The 16,306-nt window shown below is 36.7% G+C and carries 16 protein-coding genes and 1 pseudogene; 12 read left to right on the forward strand and 5 right to left on the reverse strand.

Annotated elements, in window-relative coordinates; translation table 11 throughout:
- Window positions 1-108 precede the first annotated feature (108 nt).
- Together MHH51_RS03440 and MHH51_RS03445 are read left to right on the forward strand one after the other, a co-directional pair.
- Window positions 109-870 (forward strand): glycerophosphodiester phosphodiesterase family protein, encoded by a 762-nt coding sequence (locus tag MHH51_RS03440; protein WP_246145055.1) that lies wholly within the window; start codon window positions 109-111, stop codon window positions 868-870.
- Window positions 857-1,741: a glycerophosphodiester phosphodiesterase family protein gene (locus MHH51_RS03445; RefSeq protein WP_147209296.1), complete on the forward strand. Its 885-nt coding sequence runs from the start codon at window positions 857-859 to the stop codon at window positions 1,739-1,741. Before MHH51_RS03440 ends, MHH51_RS03445 begins: the two co-directional genes overlap by 14 nt.
- Before the next feature lie 167 nt (window positions 1,742-1,908).
- Here the strand turns inward: MHH51_RS03445 and MHH51_RS03450 are convergent, their stop codons facing one another.
- Together MHH51_RS03450 and MHH51_RS03455 are read right to left on the reverse strand one after the other, a co-directional pair.
- Window positions 1,909-2,760, reverse strand: a complete 852-nt coding sequence (locus MHH51_RS03450; protein ID WP_339284498.1) for an AraC family transcriptional regulator — start codon at window positions 2,758-2,760, stop codon at window positions 1,909-1,911.
- 97 nt (window positions 2,761-2,857) lie between these two features.
- Entirely contained in the window at window positions 2,858-3,391 is a 534-nt protein-coding gene (locus MHH51_RS03455; protein WP_339284500.1) for an N-acetyltransferase, read from the reverse strand.
- A gap of 103 nt (window positions 3,392-3,494) precedes the next feature.
- Between MHH51_RS03455 and MHH51_RS03460 the strand changes: the two genes are divergently transcribed.
- The gene (locus MHH51_RS03460; RefSeq protein ID WP_198048605.1) at window positions 3,495-4,280 is read left to right on the forward strand and encodes an aminoglycoside adenylyltransferase domain-containing protein; all 786 of its coding nucleotides are present in this window, start codon (window positions 3,495-3,497) and stop codon (window positions 4,278-4,280) included.
- 117 nt (window positions 4,281-4,397) lie between these two features.
- Window positions 4,398-5,129, forward strand: coding sequence for an alpha/beta fold hydrolase (locus tag MHH51_RS03465; protein WP_156985808.1), 732 nt, complete (start codon window positions 4,398-4,400; stop codon window positions 5,127-5,129).
- Window positions 5,130-5,301: 172 nt separating this feature from the next.
- Here MHH51_RS03465 and MHH51_RS03470 read toward each other — a convergent pair whose 3' ends face one another.
- Window positions 5,302-5,550, reverse strand: coding sequence for a hypothetical protein (locus MHH51_RS03470; RefSeq protein WP_156985807.1), 249 nt, complete (start codon window positions 5,548-5,550; stop codon window positions 5,302-5,304).
- Window positions 5,551-5,812: 262 nt separating this feature from the next.
- Here MHH51_RS03470 and MHH51_RS03475 point away from each other — a divergent pair.
- Together MHH51_RS03475 and MHH51_RS03480 are read left to right on the forward strand one after the other, a co-directional pair.
- Window positions 5,813-6,325: pseudogene (locus tag MHH51_RS03475) on the forward strand (Rpn family recombination-promoting nuclease/putative transposase).
- Between the two features lie 48 nt (window positions 6,326-6,373).
- Entirely contained in the window at window positions 6,374-6,847 is a 474-nt protein-coding gene (locus tag MHH51_RS03480; protein WP_339284503.1) for a hypothetical protein, read from the forward strand.
- Between the two features lie 183 nt (window positions 6,848-7,030).
- Here the strand turns inward: MHH51_RS03480 and MHH51_RS03485 are convergent, their stop codons facing one another.
- Window positions 7,031-8,278: a YeeE/YedE family protein gene (locus MHH51_RS03485; protein WP_156985803.1), complete on the reverse strand. Its 1,248-nt coding sequence runs from the start codon at window positions 8,276-8,278 to the stop codon at window positions 7,031-7,033.
- A gap of 614 nt (window positions 8,279-8,892) precedes the next feature.
- Between MHH51_RS03485 and MHH51_RS03490 the strand changes: the two genes are divergently transcribed.
- The gene (locus tag MHH51_RS03490) at window positions 8,893-9,618 is read left to right on the forward strand and encodes an alpha/beta fold hydrolase (protein WP_339284504.1); all 726 of its coding nucleotides are present in this window, start codon (window positions 8,893-8,895) and stop codon (window positions 9,616-9,618) included.
- 149 nt (window positions 9,619-9,767) lie between these two features.
- Here the strand turns inward: MHH51_RS03490 and MHH51_RS03495 are convergent, their stop codons facing one another.
- On the reverse strand, window positions 9,768-10,418 hold the full coding sequence (locus tag MHH51_RS03495) for a hypothetical protein (protein WP_156985801.1): 651 nt from the start codon (window positions 10,416-10,418) through the stop codon (window positions 9,768-9,770).
- Between the two features lie 420 nt (window positions 10,419-10,838).
- Between MHH51_RS03495 and MHH51_RS03500 the strand changes: the two genes are divergently transcribed.
- The 5 genes from MHH51_RS03500 (at window position 10,839) to MHH51_RS03520 (ending at window position 16,297) form a co-directional block, all read left to right on the forward strand.
- The gene (locus tag MHH51_RS03500) at window positions 10,839-12,896 is read left to right on the forward strand and encodes a BglG family transcription antiterminator (RefSeq protein ID WP_339284506.1); all 2,058 of its coding nucleotides are present in this window, start codon (window positions 10,839-10,841) and stop codon (window positions 12,894-12,896) included.
- Window position 12,897: 1 nt separating this feature from the next.
- On the forward strand, window positions 12,898-13,365 hold the full coding sequence (locus tag MHH51_RS03505) for a PTS sugar transporter subunit IIA (RefSeq protein WP_156985799.1): 468 nt from the start codon (window positions 12,898-12,900) through the stop codon (window positions 13,363-13,365).
- 17 nt (window positions 13,366-13,382) lie between these two features.
- Window positions 13,383-13,664, forward strand: a complete 282-nt coding sequence (locus MHH51_RS03510; RefSeq protein ID WP_147209328.1) for a PTS sugar transporter subunit IIB — start codon at window positions 13,383-13,385, stop codon at window positions 13,662-13,664.
- A 187-nt stretch (window positions 13,665-13,851) separates the two neighbouring features.
- Entirely contained in the window at window positions 13,852-15,219 is a 1,368-nt protein-coding gene (locus tag MHH51_RS03515; protein WP_147209330.1) for a PTS transporter subunit IIC, read from the forward strand.
- Window positions 15,220-15,268: 49 nt separating this feature from the next.
- Entirely contained in the window at window positions 15,269-16,297 is a 1,029-nt protein-coding gene (locus MHH51_RS03520; RefSeq protein WP_156985797.1) for an alcohol dehydrogenase catalytic domain-containing protein, read from the forward strand.
- Window positions 16,298-16,306 lie beyond the last annotated feature (9 nt).

Raw genomic sequence — 16,306 nt, forward strand, 5'->3', positions numbered from 1 at the left:
AAGAAGTTTTGTTTGGTGAGAGGCATTTAATTTAAATAGTTAGCAGCAGGAGTCCTGTTGAATGAATCTATATTCTATTATATCAACTCTATTTCAGGAGGGATAATTTTGACAAAAGTATATGGTCACCGAGGCATGATGGGTGTATACCCGGAAAATACATTGCTTAGTTTTGAAAAAGCACTCGAAGCTGGTGTGGATGGCTTAGAAATAGATGTACACATGACAGTGGACGGTGAATTTGCTGTGATGCATGATGCTACACTAAATCGGACAACGAATGGATTTGGAGCCATAACAGAGTATACCTTTTCAGAAATTCGGGAATTACAATGGAATCATCCCTATCTTTCATCGTTCCAGAGGTATGATAAGAGCTGGGAGGAAGAAAAAATTCCCTCATTAGCAGAAGTGCTTCAGCTGGTTAGTACGTATCCAGATGTTGCATTGAATATTGAATTAAAAACGTATGAAAATTTATATGAAAATATTGAAGAAAAATTGCTGGATTATGTTGCTAAATATCCTGATGTAAAGAATCGTGTCATCTACTCCAGCTTTCATCTGCCCACGCTGATTCGTTTACGTCATTATGATCGGGACGCCCGTCTGGCATGGATTATTAACCAGCCAATTTCTCACCCGGAGGATTATATTGATATTCTTGGGCTGGAAGCACTGCATATTGGAGTGGATACATTTTTACAGCATATTTATCATTGGAGCAAGTGGAGGAGACTACTGCGAGTATGGACTGTAAATGATAAAGATACATTAAAGCAATTACTGGATATAAAAGTAAAAGGAATCATTACAGATTATCCGGATCGTGCCATCTTTTACAGGTGTGAGCGCTATGCCATGGCGTAGAATATTACTCATTTTTGTAATTGCAATATTTATTATCTCCGGTTTTTTTGAAGCAACACCCGCTGTACCTCAGGCAACAGTCTCGTATAAGGGAGAGACATTGTATGCAAGTGCAGCGGTTAACCCTAAAGCACCTTCCGGAGAGTTAGAAATTATCGCTCACCGTGGAGCGAATAATATGTTCAATGAACATACGCTGACAGCTTATAAACTAGCTTCAGACGCTAATGCAGATTCGCTGGAGATAGACTTACGTATGACAAAGGATAATGAACTAATTGCACTTCATGATGCAACTTTAGACCGAACAACTACAGGATCAGGTGCTCCTGAAGAGTTGACGCTTAACGAAATCAAGCAATTGGACACTATAGCGGTGTTTGGACAGGAAACCTATAAGGAAGCTGTTCCCGCTTTTGAAGAAATACTGATGACATTTGAGCAGGATCAGCATTATTATATCGAAACCCGGCTGGTAGGTGGTGAGGCAAAAATGGAAGAGCCATTAATCGACTTGCTTCAGGAGTATGATTTATTAGATTCAAAATATGTCACCTTCCAATCATTCTCAAAGAAAAGTCTTCAAAAAATGCAGGGATTTGCACCAGAAATCCGTTCAACACTTTTATATGGAACAGATAAATTTGATTTAAAGGATGCATTGAAAGCAAATGTGGATGTTATTGGAATAGAATCAAGAAATGTTACGAGGGATATTGTTGATGAACTCCATCAGCAAGGAAAAGAAATTCATGTGTTTTTTACGGATGAGCGCACGCAGCTCATTGAACAGCAGCGTGTCATGATGTATGGAGTGGATGGCATCTTTACGGATGATATTGATTTTACAAAGCGGGTTATCATGCAGTAAAAGATGTCATTACTTATATATATATATCCTCACAGAGTTGCCCCCCTGACTTTGTGGGGATTTTTTAATAAATATATATGAGAAAAGATAAAAATTTGCTAAAACAGCCATAAGCCGCAGGATAGGAAAAAGCGGTTTTAATGGCTGTTTTATTCATATGAAATACATTATCTTTTTCGTACAGGAATCCAAATTTCTGTTTTTGTATCATCAATACTTTTTACAATTTCCGGAGCTTCTGTAAGTTCGTAACCTGAGGTTGGAAACCAGTCTGTGTAGATTCTGCTCCACGTATTCGTTAAAGCATCAGGCATTTTTCCTTCAGCATCAAATACAGCCCATAGATGTTTGGATATTTCTAATGCAGCAAGATCATTTGGAGCAGGTTGATTTGTGACAACAGCAATATAGTATTCCAGAGCTTCTTCGCTCTTCTCTGGACCATGGCATGTGTTGACAGTAATATTCAGCACACCGCTTAAGTCAGTATCCTCTCTTTCAAGTGTTTGAAGCTTTCTATAATCTGCATCAGTGAGCGTATTCCAAAGGGTTGGATTAAAATCTCCATTCTCTGGATGCATAATTTCCTTGTACCCTACAGCTTTGAAAGCATTTTTTTCCACAAAACGATATTTCATCTCAACATCTCCCTTAATCGAAAGTTGGAAGGTTATCCGTGGGTAGGCTTTGAGAGTAACTCTTGCATGCTTGACTGTACTAGGCAAGGTATGATGCAGCTCCTGAAAAGCTCTGGAGAAGGAGTCAGGGGACTGGTAACCATATTTTAAAGCTACATCAATAACCTTCTTGTTATGATCCCGTAATTCCAATGCAGCTAATGTTAACCTTCGCCTGCGTACATATTCAGATAAAGGAACGCCGGAAAGAAAGGAAAACATCCGTTTGAAATGATGTTCTGAAAAGCAGGCAATCTGGGCTGCCTGCTGATAATCCAATTCTTTATCTAAATGTTCCTCGATATAGTCGATAGCAGCATTCATTGAATCAAGCGTATCCATATCATAACCTCCCTGTATTATTAAGGATAGCAAGTAGGGGCGGCAGTTACCCGACAATATATGTTCTATTTTGTCGGAGAGTCTGTTAAGCCGGTTATTACTCAGAAAATGCTTCAGAGTATTGAACGACACCACTTACCTTTTTTAACGCATCTTTTTCTAATTCCAGCGCCATAAAAGCTTCATCCGGAACATCGAATGGAGCTTCGATTCCCCACAAGCTCGCTGGTTTAAAACCAAAACGGGGGTAGTAATCTGCATGTCCAAGTACAATGACAGAATGATATCCTGCTTCTTTTGCTTTCTCCAACCCCTTTTTCACGAGCATAGACCCGATGCCATGTTTTTGATAATCTGGATGTACAGATACTGGTGCAAGAGCAAGCGATTCTATTGCTTGTTCTTTATTTTCAATCCTTATTTTTGAAAAAAGGATTTGACCAATAATTTCATCCTGCTGGTTAACTGCAACAACAGATAACTCAGGAATGAAGGCATTAGAACTGCGGATACGCTGCACTAGAAAATGCTCTTGCTGGTCACTCATTTTTTCGTTTCGAAAAGACTGTTCAATAAGTGCTTCTGTTTTTAGGTAATCCTTTGGTTGTTCTTGACGATAGATTATATTCAAATAAACTCCTCTTTCTTATATGTCACATTTTTGCTGGCGGCTTTTGAATCTATTGTACTAAATAAGAGGAAAATAATAAATAATGGAAAGGAGCCAGCCTGAAGTGAAGAATGAAAATCCATTTAATGAGTCTGTTCAACCTTTTTTAGATAATCTCCTATATGAAATAAAGCAAATTACAGGTAATCAATTCGTCGGCTGCTACCTGCACGGCTCCTTAGCAATGGGAAGCTTTCAGCCTGCAAATAGTGATATTGATTTACTGGTGGTTTTGAATAAAACATTGCGCAAACAGCAAAAACAGGAGCTGGCTGTATTATTTCTATGTCAATCCAAACAACCTTATCCGATTGAAATCAGCTTTTTATTAGAAAGCCACTTAAAGAAATGGGAGCATCCCTTTCCATATATTTTCCACTATAGCGAATTCTGGAGAGAGCATATGGAAATGAGTAAAGAGCAAGTGATAGAGGAGAGTGGGGGGAAGGATGCAGATTTGGCTGCACATATTGCAGTTCTCTTGGATAGGGGAATTACTCTGGAAGGTTCACCAGCCGTTAGTGTATTTCCTGCAATTCCAAAAGCGGATTATATTTCATCAATACAGTCAGATTATGAAGAATGTCTTGCTGCTTATTTGGATAAACCTGTTTATGCGCTGCTAAATATGCTGCGTTTCTATTGGTATTTAAAAGAGGGCTGTATTTTATCGAAGGAGGAAGCAGGAGAAAGAGCGCTTGAGGATTGTCCGGAGAACATGCTTCCAATCATAAAAAAACTGCTGCATAATTATCAGGTGAAAGAGGCGGATAAGCAGACAATAAATAAACAGGAATTAACAGCTTTAAAAAATTTGATTGATAAAGAAATAACAGAGCTTTTGAAGTAATTCAAGCTTTTTTATTAAAAAGAAAGCGCTATCACTTGTGGAATTATCTAATTCGTTCTATTCTAAAAATATGTAACAGCAAGAATAAAAAATCAGTTTCAGGAGGAGGAAAAATAAATGAACGAGCAGTATCCGGTTTTAAAAGATGCAGAGCCATTTTACTTTGAAGGAAAGCGCATAGGAGTTCTCGTTTCCCATGGTTTTACAGGCACAACACAAAGTATGTATCCAATAGGAAAAGCCTTTGCGGATGCAGGTTATACTGTTTATGGTCCAAGATTACAAGGTCATGGAACAGCTCCTGAAGATATGGAAAAATGTACGTATCAAGATTGGGTAAACTCTATTGAAGAAGCATATTCCTGGCTTGAAGAAAGATGTGATACGATTTTTATGTGCGGTTTATCAATGGGTGGAACATTAACACTCAATACAGCTGCAAAATATCCTTTGTCAGGGATTATTTTAATCAACGCAGCTGTAGATATTCCATCGATGGAAGCAGATCAAAAAGTACGATTTATTGACGCAATCGGTTCAGATATTAAAAAAGCAGGTGTAGTGGAGTTAGCTTATGATAAAACACCGGTAAAATCAATTGGAGAGATAAAGAAACTGATGAAGGAAACCAAAGCAAACTTAGGGAAAGTAACCTGTCCTGCGCTTATTTTTGTCTCGGAGGAAGATCATGTTGTTCCTCCGGATAATGCTCAAATGATATTGGAAGGAATAGCTTCTGAGCAGAAAGAAATTATTTCTATGAAAGAGAGCTACCATGTAGCGACATTGGATAATGATCAAGGAATGATAATTGAAAAATCTCTAAGTACATTACAATCCTGGGTGTAACAGATAAATGAAGCCATACTGTTTCCTGGCACCTGAAGCTGGGTTGGCAGCTGTTGAATAAGTAAGAAATCATTACAAATTATATATTTTACTAACTATTAAAAAAGGGATGATTCCAAAGTGGACCATCCCTTTTTGGCATCATAAAAGCTAATGCTTCTGCATTCTCACTTTATGATGATTGTGTTTGATTCTGTCCTCCACTATTACCTTGATTCATTGCTTGATCACCGCCAGAAAGCATATCCTGGATTGGTTTTGCAATATCCTGCATTGTGGAGCTATTCATGGAATTGGAAAGCTTTTGTGACATGTTTTGAAATGATCCATTTTGCATACCCATGCTTATTCCATAGGCTGCAGCGCCTGCTACACCTGCAGCAATCAGTGACGTGGTCATTCCTTTTTTATTATTCATCATTAATTATCATCCCTATCCATTTAGAATGTGAATCAACAACGATACTTAGTTTGGGGTTAAATTTGAAAAATATACAGTGGATTTAATTATTTATCGAGATTTCTATTATAGTTTTTGTTAATAAAATGGAATTATAATGGTGAATGATATAGAAAAACATGAAATTAGAACATTTATTCCCTTTATGGGAATGTGATAATATAAAACAGAGCTACTATTCATATCAATCTTCACATTTAAATAGTGAAAGGACTTGATAAACTTGCAGATCCAAAATCCGCATGACAAAATTTTTAAAGAAACCTTTTCAAATGTGGATGTTGCGAAAGATTTTATCGAACATTTTTTATCGCCTTCTAATCGCGAAACCATTGATGTAACATCCATACAACCCCAAAAAGGCAGCTTTGTCAGTCATGACCTTCAAGAATATTTCTCCGATTTATTATTCCAGACAAAAATTCACCAAAAACCCGCTTACATATATTTTCTATTCGAGCATAAAAGCTATCATGATTACTATACCTATCTTCAATTACTGCGATATATGGTTGAGATATGAGAAACCAAACGAGATAATAAAGATGAGAAGAAGCTGCCACTCATTATGCCGATTGTTCTGTATCATGGCAATACGCATTGGTATGCTGGAGGTTCATTTAGTAATCTTTTGGAAGGGTATCAGGATTTCCCACAGGAACTGCAGAAATACGCCCCTGATTATGAATTCTTCTGTACGACGTATCTGATTACGAAGATGAGGATACGCAATTGAATGTGTTCCTGCGAATCATACTGATGGTGATTCGGGATATCCGTGAAAGTGATGTTCAAGTTTCAAGTCGTATTGAATATCATTTATCGAGCTGTTGATTATCTGCAGCAATTACAGGATCAAAAAACGGCAACAGAGTACCTTGAAACGTTGTTTTATTATATTTTCCGTGTCCATCGCCATCTAACCAAAAACCAATATTATGATATAATCAACCATATAGGAAATACTTATCAAGAAGGGAGCGAATTGGCAATGACTTTAGCAGAGATTTTTCGGAATGAAGGTAAAGCAGAAGGTAAAGCAGAAGGTAGAGCAGAGGGCAAAGAAGAAGGCAGAGTGGAAGGGCAAACAGATGCATTATCTAATACTGCCATTCGATTAATCACAAAATTTGCAGCTCCACTTTCAGAAGGTATAAAGACAAAAATATGCGAACAGGAAATAAGTACACTGGAAACCATAATGGATCATATAGATGAATTTGAAACAATAGAAGATTTCAAGCAATACTTGAAATAGAAAAACACGGGAATGGTGGTTACCTCTGAAAGTTAGATTTTCCACTTTAACTTTCAGAGGTGGTACCGATTCTCGTGTTTCTTATTTTATCTATAAAGAAGCAAGTTTCCTGCCACTCATGAAGTTTGCTGGTTTCACTTGTTGAAATCAGGAAAGGATTATGCCTGCATAATCCCAGTTCTATCAGCAAAATGAATCCCTGGGTCTCGGTACCGAAAGACCGAATAATGGACGCAAATATAAAGCGAGGAAGGTACCTGCAAGTGCCATCACGCCCCATATATAACCGTGGGCACTGAAGGAAGCAATACCGCTGAAATAAGCACCGACATTACAACCAAACGCAAGCCGTGCACCATAACCCATTAAAAGACCGCCAATAATGGAAGCAGCAGTATTTCCTTTCGTGATTTTCGTAAAACGGAATAGCCCTCCTGCTGCTGAAGCAATAAAAGCTCCCAAGATGACACCGAAATTAAGAGCAGTAGTTGTATCAGCGAAAATGGAAGCGTGAAGAGCTTCGGTATTTCCTGCCCAGTAGCCCCAGCTTTCTACATTAAAGCCGAGCCCCTCTGCCACTTTTGATCCCCATAGCGTAAATGCTGCCGTAACGCCCCATGGACTGTCACGAGTAAGCAGTGTAAGAGCGTTTAAAACAGCCAATGCTGCAGCGGCTGCGAAAAGAGGCCAGGAGCCCCTGAAAATTCGTTTCCATCCTTTTTCAGAAGGGAGGACTGCCATTTTAGGAGGCTTCCGCTTTTTCTCAATTAAAATAGTTATTCCAGCAACGATGGCAAAAATCATCAGGGAAACTGCCCACGCTCCACCGTAGCCAAGCCCCGTTGAGGTTGCAAGAGAAAAAGGTTCTGCCGCTGGTAAATCTTCCATCCAGAACGTGGAATGAGCAGCACCAATGGTCGAACCGACGATAAAAAACAACAGGGTAATAAACATAACGGTCCTACCGCCGCCCACTGCATAAAGTGTACCGGAAGCACAGCCGCCACCAAGCTGCATACCGATGCCAAACATAAATGCTCCAACAATCAGACTGATACCGATTGGCGAAATATTACCGGCAGGTGTTCCTCCGAAAAAGGAATAGCCAAAAGCCAGAATAGGTGCAAATAATGTACATGCAATCGCCAGCATAAACATATGTGCCCGGAGAGACTGGCCATTACCTACTGAAGCAAGTCTCCGGAAAGCAGAAGTGAAGCCGAATCGTGCATGAAATAATGTATATCCAAGCAGCACACCAATCAATAATAACATCGGCTGAACGATATGTTGTGTGGCCGCTAAATAAATAGTCAGAATAAATGTAGCAAGGATTCCGCCTGTAACCAGTTTTTTCTGAGGCGGATTCAGTTTTGGCGCTTCTTTTGCTGCTGCTGATTGTTTGGGAACTGATTGTGCCAATGTAGACATCTCTAACACCTCTAATTCCTATCAGTTTAGTTTGTTATGGTTTTTTAGTTTATGCTTATTTTGAAAAAATGTCAATTGTAAAAGGGGGGTTTGAATAAAAAAGATACATTAACAAAAATAATGATAGAAGTTAAATTTTTCCGAAAATGTGAGAATGTACTATTTTCTCTTTTTGAACTTTAAACAAAAAATAGCGAAGTATTATAATTAGTTTGGATATGTGAAGAGATTGAAGTGCTCTCATCTAGACGAATATTGAAGAAAGAATTCGCCCCTAGTAACCCAATTTAAATAAATAATAATATATCAATGTCAATAATATAGAGCAATAGTAAGTGTACCTAATAAAGAACTTTATGAGAAGTTAGTAACAGAACAAATAGAATAAGGACAGCATACACTACTACACTAGCCAGGAATACTGTAATAAAGTAGAAAATCTCACGTCATATATCAAGATTATAAGAATGAAACTTAGAAATAGCTGAATAATTAACAACAGATACATATGGAATAATATACGTAACGATAATGTGATATGATTTACAAGGAATTGTATTGAATTACAAATGTTAACTATTATAATACAAGAGTTAAAACGAAGGAGTTTTTCCATGAAAATGTTCAAAAGAACCGTGTTAATCGTTGGAGGGTTAGTTGCTCTAGCAGCTATATGTTTTCTTATCTGGTCACAAATCACATATAAGCCTACCAATGAACTTAAAGAGCTTGTTGATCTTTCCGAGGTAACTGATAATAAGGAAGGCTCTACATATGTTTTCACACCGGATGAATCATCCGAGGTTGGAATTATTTTATATCCCGGTGCTAAAGTAGAAACACTGGCATATAGCTATCTCGCTGAACAAATAGCAAACGAAGGCTATAATGTGTTCATTCCATCAATGCCATTAAATTTTGCTGTATTCGGGGTTAATAGAGCGGGTGATGTCATGCAACTTGATGAATCAATTACAACCTGGTATATTGGCGGACATTCATTAGGTGGATCAATGGCAGCGGCTTATACAAAAAAACATCCTGACAAAGTTGATGGATTATTTTTTCTGGGATCGTATACAACCGATAGCAATAATTTATCAGAGCTGACTATTCCTTCTCTTTCTATCTATGCAGAATTTGATGGTCTAAGTACCTTGGATAAAATCGAAAAGAATCGTATCTATAATCCGAAATCTACTAAATACGTTGAAATTAAAGGTGGAAATCATGCGCAATTTGGTATGTATGGTGAACAAAAAAATGATTTAGAGGCATCTATATCTCCAAAGAAACAGCAGGATTTGATTATTGAAGAAATTATTAATTGGCTGGAGTAGTTACGATTTTTAATTTGGCTTAATGAAGAAGAAGGCAGCACACCGTTTATTTGTAAAGAGTTGTTGCTGCCATCCTTCTTTAAAAATGCTTCCAATAATTTAAGAGCATGTTTATAAAACAGGCCTTAATAAAAGCTTTTCGCATTGATTTAAGTTTTCTTCTGAAAATAAGCTGTTCCAAGTAATGAAATGATTAATATCAGCTCAAAAAGATTGGTAATAGCAGCGCTCTTTACAGGCCATTGAATAACACTTCCAATTATCATTAATAAGGAGCCGATAAAAAACCAGACCCATTTCTGCTTAATCCATATGAAGATGGAAGCTGCAATTAATACGAGCGAGACAATCAATATCATGAATGGGGGACTGCTCGAAGGCTCCATGCTTTTATAACTTAACACTCCAAATTCCCATTTGGCTTCGATGTTAAGACTAAATACTTCAGTAAATAATTCAAAAAGTATGAGTAATACGGTTAAGCCTATAGCAGAAATCTGGACAGAAATCATTCTTGTCCATTTCATGTTTGCTTGCTCAAGTGTTTTCCATGCGAATAGTACAAGAAAAGGCGTAAAGAAAGCATGTATCCAATACTTTGCAATATTTAGTTTTTCTAAAAAATCTCCTTCTCCAATGAAACCGCCTATAGTAAGTAGGGTATTATCATAGAATAGACCTGCGATAACAGGTAATAAGTATATGGTACTTCGAGCATAAGGACTCCTCAATAACCTTATGGCTAATAGGAGCAATATGAAATAAACGATCGAAAAAATAGCAAAGAAAATAGTATCCATTGGGTTCTCCTTTTGTTCCTATGTTCTGTAGCCAGTATATCTTTTATTCATATTCACTATATCTCTTTATAGTAAACAAACTGACATATTTATTTTAATAGCATATGTAAAAATGATTAAAATAATTCTTTTATTATTATTATTTGTATTTCCCGCTTGATTGATGTGTGGGAATTATTGTGTATGGGAACCGGTAGTATAAGAACGTAAAAGGAACAAAGTAGGTGAAGCATAACTGCCCCAGCTTTCATAGTTATAAAAGAGGAACGCATATATTAGTCTATATACTTCAATGAATGGGCAATATAAAAACACTAAATCACCATGTGAAACAATGAGCATAATAAAGGTTGGGCTGAAATTGAATTTACTTTGAGGTTGGTGCAATCTAAAATGATATGTAACAGGAGGCGAGCAATAATGCATATCGATGAAAGAAGCAATCAATTGCTGCAGGAATTAATTAACAATCCGAATGCAACATTAAAGTCACTTGAAGCTAAGATGGGTATTAACCAACGGCAAATAAAATATAGTCTTGAAAAAATTAATAGTCATTTAATGGATATTCACCATGTGCAGATTGAGCGTACTCCTAAAGGGCAATTTATCATACCAGGGAAAATTACAGAAATGTTTTCAGAAACTAAAGGTGGTCATTCCTATGTTTTATCAGAAAACGAGAGGGTTGATATCCTATTAATTATCATTTTAAACCGATCACAGGATTTGTCACTTACCCATTTAACGGAGTTATTGGATTTCAGCAGAAACACAATAACAAAAGTTATCAAGCAAGCCAAAAAAAAGCTTAAGCCTTATCAAATTGAATTAAATTATTCGAGAATAGAGGGCTATCAACTTTTAGGAGGTGAGTATGAAAAAAGGAAGTTATTATTTGATATTATCCAACAGTACGTGAAAAACAGGAAAGACAGAGAACTGTTAGAGAAGTATGGAGATATAGAGTCGGAAGATTTGAAAGGATTTTACTACAAATTGGAACAATGTGAAAAAACACTTGGTTACACTTTTTCGGACAATATGATTACTACAGTAGCATATTGCTTAGCAGTTTGGCAAAATCGGGTAAGGCAAGGAAAGACAGTGGAAGAAAACGAAATGAGTAAGTTTGATTTGGCAGATAAAAAAGAATATTATACGGTAAAAAAAGTATTTCATGAACTTCGTTTTATTAACGAAAGTGAATTACATTACGTAACATTGCAGTTGATGATTATGAACGTATTTTCTACCAAGAATTTTTATACCAGTGAATCAATGAATAACATCAAAAAGGCATTGCAGGAAATGCTTGATAGATTTGAAAGAGTAAGTGTCATTGATATCCCTCAAAAGGAATTATTAGTAGAAAAATTATACATTCATATGAAGCCTGCGTATTACCGGATTAAATTTGACCTTATTGATAATTCATCATTAGCTTTAAAATTTGATCAAAAACTTACCAACCTTCATCGGGTAATTAAATTAATTGTAGAACCGATTGAAAACGCTTTAAATAAAAAAGTACCGGAAAGTGAACTAGTCTATATAACTATTATTATTGGTGGTTGGCTGAGACAGCATGGTATTGACTTTAACAAAAAGATACTGGCAGCAGTAGTGTGTCCGAACGGTCACTCTGTATCCGTTATGATTCATGTGACTTTAACATCGATATTTAAAGAGTTTTTATTTTTAAATCCTATGTCGATTCGAGAATTCTCTAATTATGAAGGGGAAGTAGATATTGTCTTTACAACGGATAAATTGGATACCGATGTAAAACAATTCCTGGTCGAACCAATTATGAGTGAGATTGATATTAGAAAATTACAATCAACTGTTTTTACTGAGCTGTATGGTTTTTCTTTTTCAAGTATTGATATGGATTCGATAATGAGCATTATTGAAGAACATGCGGATATAAAAAATCGAATGAAGCTGATGGACAGTTTAAATAAATATTTACTGGATCAAAATCCAGCTGCTGCCCGAAACAATCCATATGACATGGAAAGGACATTGAATGATTTTTTAACCAACGATACCATCCAATTGATGGACAGGGTGAAAAATTGGGAAGAAGCGATCAGAAGAGCTGCTCAGCCTCTGTTGGACAGGAGACATATAAAAGAATCCTATGTGGACGCAGTCATGGAGAACTGTAGAAGAAATTCAGATTATATTATGTTAGGAAACCGGATAGCAATCCCCCATGCAAAACCTGAAGAGGGGGTATTGAAGCTCGGAATGAGCCTGTTAAATCTGAAAGAGCCTGTAGAATTTCCCAATGGTCAGCGTATGAATTTGATTTGTTTTATTGCAGCAGAGGATAAGGAAAAACATATTAATCCATTACTTCAACTTAGAAGACTTGCAGAAGATGAAAGTACGGTTAATCAAATTAAAAAAGCAGGCTCTGAAGAAGATGTGGAAGGGATTATTAACCATTTTGTAAACGAGGTGATTTAGTTTGACAAAAAAAATAACGATATCAGAGAATGCTGTTTTTACAGAATTAGAAGCTTCCAACAAGGAAGAAGCCCTAAAAAAGATGTCTGAGGCTTTTTCAGAAAACGGATTTGTAAATGAGGGATACTATGAGAGTATTCTGGATAGAGAAAAGAAAGCTCCTACAGGGATAGAAGCCTATGATTACGGGATTGCAATTCCACATACAGACCCAAAATTTGTGAATAAGGATTCTTTAGGCATTGCTGTTTTAAAAGAACCTGTCATTTTTAATAACATGGTCAATGCAAAGGAAACAATTGAAGTCAAAGTAATATTTTTATTAGGGTTGTCAGAGAGTACGAAACATTTAAATATTCTGCGTCAAATCATGGAACTGATTAAAGAGCAGGGTGTACTGAAAAAAATGGTCGCAATGGATCAAAATGAGCTTTATTACTATTTACAAAAACATTTAAAATCAGAATAAAATTGGAGGAAATTAAAATGAAAAAAAATATTGTTTTTGCGTGTTCAAGTGGAATTGCAACATCTACGGTGGTAGCAGAAAAAGTAAGAGAACATTGTGAGCAGCATGGGATTAATGTTGACTCTCGGCAAGCGACAGTGGGTGAATTATCCGGATTAGATGATTCCGTTGATTTGTTTGTTGTTACTTCAGACGTTGGAGGCGGTTATAATACACCAGTTGTGAATGCTTTACCTATCCTTACTGGAATTGGGGAACAAGAGGTGTTAGATCAAATTGTTTCTCTTTTAAAAGGATAAAAGAGGGTTAACACTAAAAATCTATGGTTGGAATCAATACAAAAATACTGTTTTGTCAGTCATAGATTTTGGTGAGTACCTAAAATAAGCTTTTATTGATTATAGTTTTGTTGCTTTGATCTGAAAATTCAGTAATAAATAAAGGAATTATAAGTAAAACACAGTTTAAAAGAAGGAGATGAAAATAATGGGACAAACAATAGTAGATGCTTTTCAATACATTCTCAGCTTCGGGCCTGAAGTTATGCTGCCAATTATTATATTCATCATGGCTATCGCTTTTCGGGTAAGTTTCAGTAAAGCATTAAAGTCTGCTTTAACTATTGGATTTGGTTTTGTAGGTATATTTTTAGTACTCGATTTACTGACAGGAAGTCTTGGCCCTGCAATTGAAGCGATGATAGACAACTCAGGAGTAAACCTCCCTGTTATGGATACAGGCTGGCCGCCGCTTGCAGCAATTGCATTTGCGTCACCAATTGCTCCTATTGTAATCATACTGACTATCGTTATCAATATAGTCATGTTGGTATTTAAATGGACAAAAACAGTAGATGTTGATTTGTGGAACTATTGGCACTTTGCATTTGCCGGTTCGTTAGTCTATATAGCTACAGGAAGCATCATTTTTGGATTACTTGGTGCCGCAATTGCTACAGTTATAACTTTTAAACTAGCTGACTGGTCTGCTCCATATATTCATAAAAGAATGGGCTTACCTGGGATTTCTCTGCCGACATTATCATCAGTTATATATTTCCCTGTTGGAATTTTAGGAGATAAAATCATAAATTTAATTCCTGGCCTTAACAAATTGAATGCCGATCCAGAATCAATAAAAAAGCGTTTCGGTGTCTTTGGGGAACCGATGATGATTGGAGTAATTTTAGGTATTATTATTGGAATTATTGCCAGGTTTGAAATTAGAAATATTATTGAACTGGGAATTTCTTTAGGGGCAGTTATGTTTATTATGCCGCGGATGGTTAAAATTCTTATGGAAGGTTTAATTCCTTTATCCGATGCCATACGTAACTTTTTACAGAAAAGGTTCCCTGATCGTAAAGATTTAAATATTGGACTTGATATAGCAGTAATTATTGGTAATCCTGCTGTTGTTTCTACAGCACTTCTGCTTGTGCCGATTACGATATTATTAGCTGTTGTTCTTCCAGGTGTCATTATCATGCCATTAGGAGATTTACCATTCATTGTGGTTCCATTAGCAATGGTTCTGGTTGCTACCAACAAGAATATTGTGCGGTCAGCGATTATTGGCATCCCGATGATTATAGTGTCGCTATACCTGGCATCGAATTTAGCGCCACTTGTTACGAACGTAGCAGAAAGTATTCAATATGAATTTCCGGAGGGTGCAACATCAATGATAAACAGCTTTTTAGATGGAGGAAACCCAGTAAGATACTGGCTTGTTATGTTAGCACAAGGAAATTGGATTGCTATTACAGCTATTCCTGTTGTCTTAATTGCTGTTTGGTATATTTATAAACTTAGCAGAAGAGATTTTGATGAAAACGGCCAGCTAAAAGAATAAAAACTTATTATTATCATCAATATAATCAGATAAAAAGGAGTGTTATTCATTGAAAGCGTCTGTTTTTTATGGGAAAAATGATATCCGTTTTGAAGAAGTTGATAAACCGGATATAAGTGATAAAGAAATATTAATTCAGATGAAAGCATGTGGTCTTTGCGGAACAGATATTCATAAAATAACGGAAGAATTAGTCCCTGCGGGTTCTGTACTTGGCCATGAATATGCAGGAGAAGTTGTTGCAGTCGGAAAAGAAGTTTCGGAGTTCAGGCCAGGAGACAGGGTTACAGGCGGTATTCATGTTCCATGTTTCACATGTGAGCAGTGTTCAAGAGGGCATTATACCTTATGTCCAGAATTCAAAAAGACGAATATTCATCCAGGCGGGTTTGCAGAATATATTAAGCTCCCGGAAGAACATGTGAAGCATTTACTTTATAAGATTCCGGATGGAATGAGCTATTCCAAAGCTTCACTCGCAGAGCCTGTTGCCTGCTGCATCCATGGTCAGAAGGCAGTCGGTATTCATGCAGGAGATCGAGTGCTTGTGATGGGTGCCGGACCAATTGGCTTGATTCACTCTCAACTTCTAAAAAACAAATTAGTGAAAGAAGTTGTCATAACAGATGTGTCTGATCATCGCTTGAATCATGCACATGAGTTTGGCGCTGATGTAACCATTAATGCAGCAGAAAAAAATCTGGAAACATATTTAGAGGAGCAAAATCATCCAGGATTTAATGTCATCATTATTGCTGCAGGTGTATCGGCGCTACTGCCTCAGGCAATGAATGTTCTAAAAAGAGGCGGGACAGTGATTTGCTTCTCACCATTTACGATGAAACCATCCGTGGAAATTGATGCAAGTATGTTTTTCCATGATGAGAAATCTATCGTTGGAACATACAGTGTTTCTCCATACGAGTTTGAAGAAGCTATCCTGGCAATTCAAAAGGGTGTGATTAATACAGAAGCATTAATCACACATGAAATGCCTTTATCTAATTTAGGTAAAGCAATTGAATTAACACAAGAGAAAACAGAGAATGTCTTAAAAATTGTTTTGAAGAATGAATAGAAAGGGGAA

Source organism: Oceanobacillus sp. FSL K6-3682 (genome assembly GCF_037976165.1).
Lineage (GTDB): Bacteria > Bacillota > Bacilli > Bacillales > Amphibacillaceae > Oceanobacillus > Oceanobacillus sojae.